At 67.2% G+C, this 13,334-nt stretch carries 7 protein-coding genes; 1 reads left to right on the forward strand and 6 read right to left on the reverse strand.

Going from position 1 to position 13,334, the window contains the following annotated elements; genetic code table 11:
• Positions 1–6 precede the first annotated feature (6 nt).
• Together ACFWBU_RS02290 and ACFWBU_RS02295 are read right to left on the reverse strand one after the other, a co-directional pair.
• Complete coding sequence (locus ACFWBU_RS02290) at positions 7–834, reverse strand: SDR family NAD(P)-dependent oxidoreductase (protein WP_378527341.1); 828 nt, start codon at positions 832–834, stop codon at positions 7–9.
• Complete coding sequence (locus ACFWBU_RS02295; RefSeq protein WP_169652621.1) at positions 831–2,417, reverse strand: NAD(P)/FAD-dependent oxidoreductase; 1,587 nt, start codon at positions 2,415–2,417, stop codon at positions 831–833. The genes ACFWBU_RS02290 and ACFWBU_RS02295 overlap by 4 nt, the downstream gene beginning before the upstream one ends.
• Positions 2,418–2,496: 79 nt before the next feature.
• Between ACFWBU_RS02295 and ACFWBU_RS02300 the strand changes: the two genes are divergently transcribed.
• Positions 2,497–3,228, forward strand: a complete 732-nt coding sequence (locus ACFWBU_RS02300) for a TetR/AcrR family transcriptional regulator (RefSeq protein WP_378527342.1) — start codon at positions 2,497–2,499, stop codon at positions 3,226–3,228.
• A 63-nt stretch (positions 3,229–3,291) separates the two neighbouring features.
• Here ACFWBU_RS02300 and ACFWBU_RS02305 read toward each other — a convergent pair whose 3' ends face one another.
• From ACFWBU_RS02305 to ACFWBU_RS02320, 4 genes are all read right to left on the reverse strand, one after another.
• Positions 3,292–7,080: a multifunctional oxoglutarate decarboxylase/oxoglutarate dehydrogenase thiamine pyrophosphate-binding subunit/dihydrolipoyllysine-residue succinyltransferase subunit gene (locus tag ACFWBU_RS02305; RefSeq protein WP_296550993.1), complete on the reverse strand. Its 3,789-nt coding sequence runs from the start codon at positions 7,078–7,080 to the stop codon at positions 3,292–3,294.
• A gap of 204 nt (positions 7,081–7,284) precedes the next feature.
• Positions 7,285–11,121 carry an ABC transporter ATP-binding protein gene (locus ACFWBU_RS02310; RefSeq protein ID WP_378527343.1) on the reverse strand — a complete coding sequence of 1,279 codons (3,837 nt, stop codon included), beginning with the start codon at positions 11,119–11,121 and terminating at the stop codon, positions 7,285–7,287.
• Positions 11,122–11,167: 46 nt separating this feature from the next.
• Positions 11,168–11,947: an ABC transporter permease gene (locus tag ACFWBU_RS02315; RefSeq protein ID WP_378527345.1), complete on the reverse strand. Its 780-nt coding sequence runs from the start codon at positions 11,945–11,947 to the stop codon at positions 11,168–11,170.
• Positions 11,944–13,194 carry an ABC transporter ATP-binding protein gene (locus ACFWBU_RS02320; protein WP_378527346.1) on the reverse strand — a complete coding sequence of 417 codons (1,251 nt, stop codon included), beginning with the start codon at positions 13,192–13,194 and terminating at the stop codon, positions 11,944–11,946. The genes ACFWBU_RS02315 and ACFWBU_RS02320 overlap by 4 nt, the downstream gene beginning before the upstream one ends.
• Between the last annotated feature and the right edge of the window lie 140 nt (positions 13,195–13,334).

Here is a 13,334-nt window from a genome sequence, read left to right on the forward strand (position 1 = left end):
CGCAGCCTAGTTCTTGGGCATGATGCGACCCGCAACCGTCGCTACGACACGCTGGTAGGACGGACCGACGATCCGGACCCAGCCGTCGAGCAACTTGGCGTCGGCGCCGATGAGCACGCGGGGGCGGTTCTTCCGGACGCCCCGGAGGATCGTCTTCGCGGCGGCCTCCGGGGTGGTACGGGCGAGTTTGCTGTCGAAGAACTGCGCGAAGCTCTGCTGGTCGTCGCCGTCGGGCACTGCCGCGTTCCGTGCGATGGCGGTCTTGATGCCGCCCGGGTGCACGCAGGTCACGCGGACGGGATGCTTGGCGATCAGCATTTCCTGACGCAAGGATTCGGTGAATCCGCGGACCGCGAACTTGGCGGCGTTGTATGCCGTCTGGCCGGGGATGCCCAGCAGGCCGAACAGGCTCGACACGTTGATCAGGTGCCCGTCGCCGGATGCGATCAGATGCGGCAGAAAGGCTTTGGTGCCGTTGACGACGCCCCAGAAATCCACATCGACGATCCGTTCGATGTCCTTGAACTCGGACCGTTCGAACTCACCGTGATAGGCGATCCCCGCGTTGTTGTACAACTGGTTGACCTTGCCGAAGCGGGCGACGACGGCCTCGGCATACGCGTACACAGCTTCCCGCTGCGTGACGTCGAGGTGATCGGACTTCACCTCGGCACCGAGACTGCTTGCCAGGCGCGCGGTTTCCGCGAGGCCCACCGTATCCACGTCGGACAGTGCGAGTGCGGCGCCCCGGCCGGCGAGGTCGACGGCGAGCGCCCGTCCGATTCCGGATGCGGCTCCCGTGATGACGACGACCCTGCCCTCGAATTCGCTCACTGGAGTGCAGCCTTCCTGGATGCGGGCGCGGTGCGCTCGGTGGTGGTGCCGGCGGATTCGACGGCTTCGGCAGGTGCCGGGAGATCGGACTCGGCCACGCTACGGTACGCGTCGAGGTCGAAATGCTTGGTGATGCGGCGGAATTCGAAAGTGAAACCGGGCCAGAGCGTCGTGTTGTTGCCGTGCTTGTCGAGGTACCAGCTAGCGCAGCCGCCGTTGTTCCACACGCTGTTCTTCAGTGCGTCCTGGATTCCCCGGTTGTACTCGTCCTGGGCGTCCTGGCGCACTTCGACGGTGCCGAGACGATGCCGATCGATCGTGTCGATCGCGTCGACGAGATAGTTGAGCTGCGACTCGATCATGTACACCATGGACGTGTGTCCGAGGCCGGTGTTGGGGCCGACGAGGAAGAACAGGTTCGGGAACCCCGCGACCGTGGACCCCTTGTATCCCTGCATGCCGGTTTCGTCGAATACGTCTGCGAGAGAGCGACCGTCCTTGCCGAAGATCCCCGCGAACATCGGGGAGTCGGTGACGTGGAATCCGGTGGCGACGACGATCGCGTCGACCTCGCGGGTGGTGCCGTCCTTCGTCACGATGCCGTCGGTGGTGACCTCGGCGATGCCGTCGGTGACCAGGTCGACGTTCGGGCGGTCGAGTGCCGGGTAGTAGTTGTTGGAGATCAGCATGCGCTTGCAGCCGATTCCGAAATTCGGGGTGACCTTGCGCCGCAGTGCGCGATCGGAGATGCCCCGGCGGATCTGCGCCCTCGCGGCGAGTTCGAGCGGCTTCATGAAGACGGGTGCCTTGGCGAGCCCGACCACCTGTGTTTCCCGCATGAGGTACTGCAGGGTGCGTGAGAGTCGCTGGAAGCCGGGAATGTACCGGAAGGCAAACTTTTCGGCCTTCGTGTATTCGCGGTCGGCGCGGGGGAGGACCCACGGCGCGGTGCGCTGGTACACGTCGAGGTGCGCGACCGTGCCGGCGATGGCGGGCACGATCTGGATGGCAGACGCGCCGGTCCCGATGACGGCAACCCGCTTACCGGTGAGGTCGGCGTCGTGGTTCCACCGGGCGGAGTGGAAGATCTCGCCACCGAAGCGGTCGATTCCCGCGATGTCGGGAAGCGAGGGTTCGCACAGGGCGCCGACCGCGGAGACGAGGTTCTTGGCGCTGAAATCGCCACGGGTGGTGCGCACGTCCCAGCGGTGCGTGTCGCCGTTCCAGTGTGCGTCCTGGACGTCGCAGCCGAACACGGTGCGCCGGCGGACCTCGTACTTGTCGGCCACGGAGGTGATGTACGCCTGGATCTCGGGCTGGGGCGAGAACGAGCGTGTCCATCCGGGATTGAGTGCGAACGAGTAGGAGTAGAGGTTCGACGGCACGTCGCACGCGGCACCGGGATAGGTGTTGTCGCGCCAGGTGCCACCCACCTCGGCCGCGCGTTCGAGGACCAGGAATTCCTTGCCGGCCTGCGAGAGCTTGATGGCGGCGCCGAGTCCGGCGAACCCACTGCCGATGATCAGCGTATCGATCCGGCGGGTGCTCTCACCGGCGGAGGTGTCTGTAACCGGAAGACTCATGTATCTGAGATTAAGGGGTCGGCGTGACGTGGTCAATAGGTTGTTGACCATTATTCAATAAGAATGCTTGCATGGAACGGTGAAAGGCAACAGTTCCGTGAAACGAGGGCGGCGAACCCGCCTGAGTCCACAGCAACGCCGTGCTCAACTGATCGAGCTCGGCGTGGAGCTACTCGCCAGTCGCTCCCTCGACCAGATCTCGGTCGAGGACATCGCCGACCGCGCCGGGGTGTCGCGCGGACTGCTGTTCCACTACTTCGGGTCCAAGCACGATTTCCAGGTGGCGGTCGTGCAGCACATCAGCCGCGACATGCTCGAACGGACCGCTCCCGACGAGAGCCTGGATCCGATGGAGATGCTGCGCGGCACCGTCGTCGCGTACGTCGACTACGTCACCGAACGCCCCGCCACCTACGTCTCGATGCTCCGGGGTTCGGTCAGCGGCGACCCCGACATGCGGGCGGTCTTCGAGGAGACTCGGCGCGCCATGGTCGAGCGCACGGTCACGCACCTGCCGAGCATCGGTATCGATGTCGACGCAATGGTCCGCCTCGCGGTCCGCGGCTGGGTGGCGTTCGTCGAGGACATCACGATCGCGTGGCTGCAGGAGCAGGGCATCTCGCCGTCTCCGGCGCACGACCCGGACACCGCGCCGAACCACGACTCCGCACTCACCCGCGAGCAGTTCGTCGATCTGGCGGTCGCCGCGCTTCCTGCGGTGGTGGCGTCGGCTCAGCCGGACTCGATCGGCGGGCTGCCGTCGGAGCCGATCGCCGTCGAAACCTCGCGAGCCGGGCCGGTCGTCCCGTAGGACGAACCGACCCGGCTCGCATGAGAACCGTCAGGCCCCCGTGAGGGACCGCAACGGGGCTTCTTACCGCGTGAAGGCCTTCTCGAGGATCTCCTGCTGTTCGACAGCGTGGACCTTGCTCGATCCCGAGGACGGCGCGGACATCGCGCGACGCGAGATCCGCTTGATCCCGGCCAGCTTCTCCGGGAGCATCTCGGGCAGCGCCAGACCGAAGAACGGCCATGCACCCTGGTTCGCCGGCTCTTCCTGGACCCAGAAGAACTCGGACGCGTTCGGGTACTGCTCGAGCGTCTCCGCGATACGGCGACGCGGCACCGGGTACAGCTGCTCGACACGGACGATCGCGATGTCGTCGCGGCCTTCCTTCTGCTTCTTCGCGAGCAGTTCCCAGTAGATCTTGCCGGAGGTCAGCAGGACACGTTCGACCTTCGAGCGGTCGGCAGATCCGTCCTCGAACGGGACCTCTTCGAGGATGGAACGGAACTTGCCCTCGGTGAAGTCCTCGATGTTGCTGACCGCAGCCTTGTTGCGCAGCATCGACTTCGGCGTGAACACCACGAGCGGGCGGCGGATGCCGTCCAGGTGGTGACGGCGCAGCAAGTGGAAGTAGCTCGCCGGGGTCGACGGCATCGCCACGGTCATCGAGCCCTCGGCGCACAGCTGGAGCCAGCGCTCGATACGGCCCGAGGTGTGGTCGGGGCCCTGACCCTCGTGGCCGTGCGGCAGCAGCAGCACGACGTCCGAAAGCTGGCCCCACTTGGCCTCACCCGACGAGATGAACTCGTCGATGATCGACTGCGCGCCGTTGACGAAGTCGCCGAACTGCGCCTCCCACAGCACGAGTGCATCGGGGTTGCCCACCGAGTAGCCGTACTCGAAGCCCAGGCCTGCGAACTCGGTCAGAGCCGAGTCGTACACCATGAAGCGTCCGCCGTTACCGGCCTCGGCGGCGACTGCCGCGAGCGGGCTGTAATCCTCGCCCGTCTTGCGGTCGATCAGCACCGAGTGACGCTGCGTGAAGGTGCCGCGACGCGAGTCCTGGCCGGCCAGGCGCACGAGTGCGCCCTGCTCGACGAGCGAGCCGAATGCGAGGAGCTCGGCGTAGGCCCAGTCGATGTGGCCCTCGCGCGACATCGTACGGCGCTTCTCGATCACGGGCTTGACGCGCGGGTGCACGCTGAAGCCGTCGGGCACATCGGCGAACGCGTCGCCGATCCGCTCGAGCACGTCCTTGTCGACAGCAGTCTTCAGACGCGCGGGCGGAGTCTGGTCGAGCTCGACCGATTCGGACGGTTCCGGCTGGTACTTCTCCAGCTCGCGCACCTCGTTGAAGACCCGCTCGAGCTGACCCTGGTAGTCGCGCAGGGCGTCTTCGGCTTCCTTGAGCGAGATGTCCCCGCGGCCGATCAGGGCCTCGGTGTAGCTCTTGCGGACGCTGCGCTTGGTGTCGATGACGTCGTACATCGCCGGCTGCGTCATCGAGGGATCGTCGCCCTCGTTGTGGCCGCGGCGGCGGTAGCAGATCATGTCGATCACGACGTCCTTGTGGAACTTCTCGCGGAAGTCCACGGCGAGCTGCGCAACCCACACACACGCCTCGGGGTCGTCACCGTTGACGTGGAAGATCGGCGCACCGATCATCTTCGCCACATCGGTGCAGTACTCCGACGAACGCGAGTGCTCCGGGGCGGTGGTGAAGCCGACCTGGTTGTTGACCACGATGTGCACGGTGCCGCCGGTGCGGTAGCCGCGCAGCAATGCGAGGTTGAGCGTCTCCGCCACGACACCCTGACCCGCGAACGCGGCGTCGCCGTGCAGCAGCAGCGGCAGAACGGTGAAGCCGCTCTCGCCCTTGTCGAGGATGTCCTGCTTGGCGCGAACCAGGCCCTCGAGCACCGGGTTGACGGCTTCGAGGTGCGACGGGTTGGCGGTGAGCGACACCTTGATGTCGTTCTCGCCGAACATCTGGATGTAGGTGCCCTCGGCGCCCAGGTGGTACTTCACGTCGCCGGAGCCGTGTGCGGCGGCCGGGTTCAGGTTGCCCTCGAACTCCGTGAAGATCTGGGAGTACGGCTTGCCCACGATGTTGGCGAGCACGTTGAGGCGGCCACGGTGCGGCATCGCGATGGCGACTTCGTCGAGCTGGTGCTCGGCGGCCTGATCGATGATGGCGTCCATCATCGGGATGACCGACTCGGACCCCTCGAGCGAGAAACGCTTCTGGCCGACGTACTTGGTCTGCAGGAACGTCTCGAACGCCTCGGCGGCGTTGAGGCGGCTGAGAATGTACTTCTGCTGGGCGACCGTCGGCTTGACGTGGTGCGCCTCGACGCGTTCCTGGATCCACTGCTGCTGCTCGGGCTCGAGGATGTGCGTGTACTCGATACCGACGTGGCGGCAGTACGCGTCGCGCAGCACGGACAGGACGTCGCGCAGCTTCATCTTCTGCTTGCCGTGGAAGCCGCCGACGTTGAACTCGCGATCGAGATCCCACAGCGTCAGATCGTGGGTGATCACGTCGAGATCCGGATGCGACCGGAACTTGTCGCGGACGAACTGCAGCGGATCGGTGTCGGCCATGAGGTGGCCGCGGCTGCGGTAGGCGGCGATGAGCTCGAGCACGCGGGTGCTCTTGTCGACCAGGCCCTCGGGCACGTCCTTGCGCCAGCGGACCGGCTCGTAAGGAATGTGCAGCGTGTGGAAGATCTCGTCGTAGAACTCGTCGGAGATCAGCAGCTGGTGGATGGTTTTGAGGAACTCACCCGACTCGGCGCCCTGGATGACCCGGTGGTCGTAGGTCGAGGTCAGCGTCAGCAGCTTGCCGATGCCCATCTCGGCGATACGGGCATCGGATGCGCCCTGGAACTCGGCGGGGTACTCCATCGCACCGGCACCGATGATCGCTCCCTGTCCGCCCATCAGGCGCGGCACCGAATGCACGGTGCCGATGCCGCCCGGGTTGGTCAGCGAGATGGTGACGCCGGAGAAGTCTTCGCCGGTGAGCTTGCCGTCGCGCGCGCGGCGGACGATGTCCTCGTACGCCGAGTAGAACTGCGCGAAGTTCATCGTCTCGCAGTTGCGGATTGCGGCGACGACGAGCGAACGCGAACCGTTCTTGCCCGGCAGGTCGATCGCGAGACCGAGGTTGGTGTGCGCGGGGGTGACGAGGTTGGGCTTCCCGTCGATCTCGGCGTAGTGGTTGTTCATGTTCGGGTACGCCTTGACCGCCTGGACGATCGCGTAGCCGAGAAGATGAGTGAACGAGACCTTGCCGCCCCGGGTGCGGGCGAGGTGGTTGTTGATGACGATGCGGTTGTCGAACATCAACTTCGCGGGGACCGCGCGAACGCTGGTGGCCGTCGGGATCGACAGCGAGGCGTTCATGTTCTTCGCGACGGCAGCAGCCGCGCCCCGGAGAACCTTGGTCTCCTCGGACTTCTTGTCGGAAGAGGTGCTCGCCGGCTTCGGAGCAGGCTTGGACGCGGTCGCAGGCTTGGACGCGGTCGCAGGCTTGGCCGGTGCGGCCTTCGCCGGCGCGGCAGCCGGCTTCGCAGCAGAGTTACCGGCGTTGTCGGAGGACTTCGCGGGAGCCTTGGTAGACGAGGCGGACGCCTTCGGCGCTGCGGGTGCAGCAGCCGGGGCAGTCTTGGTGGCGGAGGGCTGAGTGGACTTCTCGGGGGTCTTCACCTCGGCGCCGTTGGAGCCTCCGGCCACGTGTGCCTCGGGAGAATAGTCGGTGAGAAACTCGTGCCAGCTCTCGTCCACGGACGATGGATCGTCCTGAAACCGCTGGTACATCTCGTCAACCAACCACTGGTTCTGTCCGAACTGTGATGTAGAGCTGCTGCTCACGGCAGTTGTTCGCCTCGTTTCTTTCTTCGGTACCCGATCGGAGCGCCTATGCATATGAGGCTAGCTGGTGGGTGTGTGACGATCCGAACTGATCATCCATGCCCGAGAGCCACCTCACAATCTGAGTCGACGGGGTCACCATCGACGACGGTTCTCGACCGCCGATTATTCCCTCAATCGTGCATCGCCGCAGAACGGACCCCGTTACAAATGCGAGGACTCACGTGTGATCTGTGACGAAGACGGGTGTACGACGCCGTCGCCCACCGTCTCCGGCACGAGCGCTCCGCTGGCGAGTTGCCACAACGTGGTGTACAGACCGCCGGCACGACGCAACGTCTCGTGGGGTCCGGCTTCGACGATCCGTCCGCCGTCGACCACCACGACGAGATCGGCGCGCGCTGCCGTTGCGAGGCGATGCGCGACGACGACCGCGGTGCGCGAACGCGTGACGGTCGCCCCCGCCTCGAGCACCGCGCGTTCCGTGGCGGGATCGAGGGTCGCGGTCGCCTCGTCGAGCAGCAACAGGTCGGGGTCGACCAGTTCCGCGCGGGCGAGCGCGATGAGCTGGCGCTGCCCCGCGGACAGTCCTTGCCCGCGCTCACCGACGGGATGGTGCATACCCCCGCTCAGCCCGGCGATCATGTCCAGAGCACCGACGGCCCGGGCCGCACTCTCGATGCGTTCGCGACTCGACTCGGGCCGGCCGTAGGCGATATTGCTTGCGATGGACCCGGTGAACAGGTGCGCCTCCTGCGGCACCACGCCGAGCCTTGCGCGGTAGTCCGGCAGGCGGTAACGCCTCACATCGGTCCCGTCGACGCGCACCGCACCGGAGGTGGGGTCGTAGAACCGCGCCAGCAGTTTGACGACCGTCGACTTTCCGGCGCCGGTGCGGCCGACCAGTGCCACGGTCGCGCCCGCGGGAATGTCGAGATCCACGTCGGTGAGCGCGTCGCTCTCGGCGCCGCTGTACCGGAAGCCGACGCCGCGAAGGCTCACGTCGCCGTGCAGGTGACCGGAAATGGGAACGTCCCCGGTCGGCCCGGTTTCGAGGGAACTCTCGGTGCGCAGAAGGTCGCCGATGCGGCGGAGCCCGACCCGGGCCTGCTGGTAACCGTCGAACACCTGCGACAACTGCTGGATGGGAGCGAAGAGCAGGTTCAGATAGAGCACGAAGGCGATGAGCACACCGGGAGTGGCAGCACCCGACGCGACCTCGCGCGCGCCGACGAACACGACCGCCGCCAGGGCGAGGTCCGAGAGCAGCGAGATGAAGGGGAAGTACAGCGAGATCGCTCGCTGCGACCGCATGCGGCTGCGACGGTACGAGTCGGCACGTTCGGCGAACAGCCGGGCCGCGTTCTCCTCACGGCGATAGGCCTGCGCGGCCCGCAGACCCGTCACGTTCTCCTGGAACATCGCGTTGACCTGCGATATGCGCTCGCGGGACTGCGCATATGCATCGCGCGAGACAGACCTGAACCAGAACGTCACCGCGATGAGGACGGGGATCGCCGCCAGGACGACGAGGGCCAGCGATCCGTCGGTCACGATCAGCGCGACGGAGATGCCGGTCAGCGTCAGCACGCTGACCACCGCGGTCGACAGACCCGTCTGGATGAACTGGGACAGCGCATCCACGTCCGTCGTCATGCGCGTCATGATCCGGCCCGACAGTTCCCGTTCGTAGTAGTCGAGCCCGAGTCTCTGCAGGTGCGCATAACTGCGGACGCGCAGTCCGAACAGGACCCGCTCGCCGGCCCGGGCGGTCAGGATCGTCAGGATCGCCACCGCCGCCCAGCCGAGCAGCGCGAGGACTGTGCCCGCGAACGCCGCTTCCCACAGCGCCTGCGGGTTGCCGGGCGTCACGCCGCGGTCGACGGCGAATCGCACGATCGTCGGAAACGCGATTCCGATGAGCGACTCGACCGCCAGGCACACTGCCACGGCGGCGAGCAACAGCCGCACCGGCCGCAGGGTGGTCCACAAGCGGAACTCGGGATCCGGTCGGCGCAGCGCATCCGAACGCAATGCCGGGGCGTCACCCGGGGTCTCGGTAGCCGGTGGCAGTGCGGCCACCGCTGCGCGCAACTCCGGTGTCGGAGCGACGGCGCCGAGTGCGCCGCTGCCCGGTCCACCGCCTCCGGGGCCGCGTGGAGCGGGCGGTGCCCCGGTGGCCGCCGGTGTGGTGGCCTCGGGCTCGAATTCCGTGGGCCAGAGGACATGGGCGTCGAGGGGCTCCGGCTCGCCGGGCAGGTCCTCGTCGAGAACCTCACTGCTCGACAGAAGCCGCCGGAACACGGGACTGCGTGCGTCGAGTTCGTCGGCGGTGCCCACGTCGACGATCCGGCCACCGTCGAGCACCGCGACGCGGTCGGCGAGAGCCAGCGTGGAGCGGCGGTGGGCGAGCACCAGGGTGGTGCGCTGGGGCTGTGCCCGGAGCGCGGCGTAGATAGCGGCTTCGGTTTCCGCGTCCACCGCGGACGTCGCATCGTCGAGAATCAGGACACGCGGGTCGACGAGCAGAGCCCGGGCGAGTGCGACGCGCTGTCGCTGTCCGCCCGACAGCGTCAGGCCCCGTTCGCCGACGACGGTGTCGTACCCGTCGGGCAGCGCCTCGATGAACTCGTCCGCCCGTGCCGCCGTGGCGGCGGCGCGGATCTCCTCGTCGGTCGCATCGGGACGACCGAGCGCGATGTTGGAGGCGACGGTGTCGGAGAACAGGAACGGTTCGTCGAAGACCAGGCTCACCGCCGAACGCACGTCGGCGGCGCGCAGCGATGCGACGTCGACGTCCTCGCCGTTCGAGGTCACGCACACCGATCCGGCGTGAGGCGCGTAGAACCGCGGGACGAGCAGCGACATGGCGGTTTTGCCGGAACCGGCGGGGCCGACGACCGCGACGGTCTCGCCGGGGGACAGTTCGAGGTCGACACCGCGCAGGACATCGCGGCCGGGTTCGAAACCGAAGGTGACGTTGCGGAACGCCAGTCCGAGCGGACCCTCGGGGAGGGTCGCAGGATGCGGGGGATCGGCGACATCGGGCTCGGTGTCGATCACTTCGTACACACGCTCGACGGCCGCGCGGGAGAGTTGCGCCATGATCACGACCTGGGCGAGGGTCCGGGTCGTCGCGGTGGTCGTTGCGACATAGGCAGTGAACGCGACGAACGTACCGACGGTGATCGTGCCTTCGAGGGCGAGCCAGCCGCCGATCGCGATGGTGGCTACCAGTCCCAGCTGGGGGATGGCGCCCATCGGTGCGGCGAACCGGGAGTTCACCCGGGCCGCGCGCAATCGTTCGGCGTAGAGCCGGCGCCCGTGATCCTCGAGTTGATCGACCGACCGGCTTTCCTGTCCGAAACCTTTGACCACCCGCACGCCGGTGACCGTTTCCTCGACGTGCTGTGCGAGATCCGCCGCGCGCTGCTGCGCCGACCACGTGGCCGCGAACAGTGTGGGACGGACGACGCGGACCACCGTCACGATGATCGGCACCGCCACCACCGCGACGAGTGTGAGCAGCGGGGACAGCGCGAGCATGATCACGACGGAGAGAACGAACTGCAACAGCGCACCCGCGGACATCGGTACGAGTGCGAGCAATCCCTGGACGAGTTGCAGGTCCGTGATCGACCGGGACACCACCTGGCCGGTCCGGATCCGGTCCTGTCCGTGACCGTCGAGCCGTTGCAGCGATCCGAGCAGCCGTAGCCGAAGGTCGTGCTGGACGTTCAGAGACAAGCGTCCGGCGAGCATGCGCCGGCCGTACTGGCATCCGAACCGGACGACCGCACCGGCAGCGATCGCACCCGCGGCCAGCCCGATCAGTCGCGTGTCGTCCGGGGCGACGTCGCCCTGTCCGGTCGCACTGTCGAGGGCGACCTTCGTCAGCAGCGGGAACGCGATATCGATCAGTGCAGCGACGATCGTGACCGCGAGAGCCCCCAGCGCCTGAGTGCGGTGGCGCAGGGCTTCGCCTCCGAGCCGGCGTATCCAGCCGGTCGGAGGCGACTCCGGTGCGGTGAGGTGTGCCATCCGATCGACACTATCGCCGCCCGGCGACACCGGTGAGCGCGCGGGGTCAGACGAAGTCGCGGTTGCGGGTCCGCCACCAGCCGAGGCCACAGAACAGCACCGTCCAGAGAATCAGGACGAGGGGTGCGAGCGGCCACCGCACCGCCATCTCGACGTCGTCCGGCATTTCGACCACCGAGAACAGCGTGTACCAGGTGACCTGTCCGGGCAGGTACTGCGCGATCGCGCCCAGCCCGATCCCGTGCAGGACCAGCGAGACGATCAGTTCACCGAACGGGATCCACGCGCAGATCGCGAGAACGGAACCCGTCATCGAGCCGGTGAGCAGTCCGACTCCCGCGCCGATCAGCGCCCACAACACGGCGCAGAGCAGACCGGTGCCGAGGACCGCGCCGACCGTTCCGAAATCGGCACCGCTGAACCCGCCGCCGAACAACAAGATGGTCAAGGCGGAGATTGCTTCGGCGACGAGGCAGTACGCCAGACCGAAGATCGCGACGACCGCCAGCTTTGTTGCGAGAACCCGGTCGCGGCCCCGCGTGGTGAGGAACGTCGTGATCACCGTGCGGTGCTGGAATTCGCTGCCGGTGTTGACCACCCCGAACAATGCCGCGAAGAGGAACACCAGTGCCAGGGCCAGTGAGATGCCCACTGCCGCTGCGGCGGCCTCCGCGAAGTCCTCACCGACCACGTCTTCGAGTTGACGCATCACCGGCAGCGTCAGCGCCCCGCAGAACAGTCCGACGAGGAGCGGAGCGATGCCGAGAATCCACCAGTAGCGCAAGCTCAGCACTTTGCGGAACTCGGCGGTCAGGAGCGCGGTCATGCGGAGGGTCCTTCTGATCCGGTCGGCTGTTGCTGCGGTGGGCCGTAGTACTGCTGTGGCGGGTTCGGCTGGGCGGGATACGGCTGCGGGGGGTACGGCTGCGGGGGGTACGGCTGCGGCGCGTACTGCTGGTGGGGCCCGGGGTGCTGGGGATTCGCGTATTGCGGCGGGTGAGTGATCTGCGCGGGTCCCGGATACTGCTGGTAGCCCGGGTACTGCTGGGCCGGGTGCGGCGGCTGTCCCCAGCCGGGGCCGTTCCACGGGCCGCCGGGCCCGGGGTGCGTAGCCGTGTAGCGACCGGCGGTCATCGACAGGTACACCTGCTCGAGGTCGACACTTTCGACGGTCGTGCCGAAGAGGGTGACCTGTGATTCGGCGGCGAGCGTGGTGATCCGGTCGACCGAGAGGCCCACGACCGCCAGACGCCCGTCGGGCTGGACCTGCGCGTCGGTGTGCCCGGCCGCGGCGAGGGCGGTGGCGAGCCGGGCAGGGTCCGATGCGGCCACCAGGACACGTGGCCGGTACGTCGCACGGAGTTCCTCCATGCTGCTCGCGGCCACCAGTGCTCCGTTGCTGATGATGACGAGGTGGTCCGCCATCTGTTCGACCTCGCGCAGGATGTGGCTCGAGATCAGCACGGTCCCGCCGTTGCGGGCGTAGGAGACGAGGAAATCGCGTAGCCAGGCCATGCCCTCGGGATCGAGACCGTTGGCCGGTTCGTCGAGGACCAGGTACCGCGGCTGCCCCAGCAGCGCGGTCGCGAGCGCGAGGCGCTGCCGCATGCCGAGCGAGAACTCACCGATACGGCGCTTCGCGGCGGGCGCCAGGCCGACCAGGTCGAGCATCTGGGTCGCGCGGGTGTCGGGAACCCCGATTGCCGCGCAGTACACGCGCAGGTGTGTCAGAGCCGTGTGTTTCGGGTGTGCGCTGCGCGCGTCGAGTACCGCGCCCACGATCTGTGCGGGGTGCTCGAGGTCTGCGAACGGGACACCGTCGACGAAAGCGGCTCCGGAGGTCGGGCGGATGAGGCCGAGCACCATGCCCAGCGTGGTCGTCTTACCGGAACCGTTGGGTCCGAGAAAACCGGTGACGGAACCGGGAGGAACCGTGAAACTCAGGTCGGCTACCGCGGTGTGAGTGCCGAACGCCTTGGTCAGTCCCTGGACGACGATCCCCGCGGGCGGCACAGACGGCTGCCCACCGAATCCTGCACCGCCGTACGGCGTGTGCGCTGACGGTGTTGTCACCGGTGAGAACCCCCTTGCACTCGGCCACGCGGCACGGTGCCACGAGCCTTCGTGAGCTTACGTGCAGGACCGCGACGACTCACGATGTCGCATCGCGGGAATGGGCACACGACGAGTTCACGAGGGTGGACGCAAACGCA

It is taken from the genome of Rhodococcus sp. NPDC060084 (assembly GCF_042730335.1).
Lineage (GTDB): Bacteria > Actinomycetota > Actinomycetes > Mycobacteriales > Mycobacteriaceae > Rhodococcus.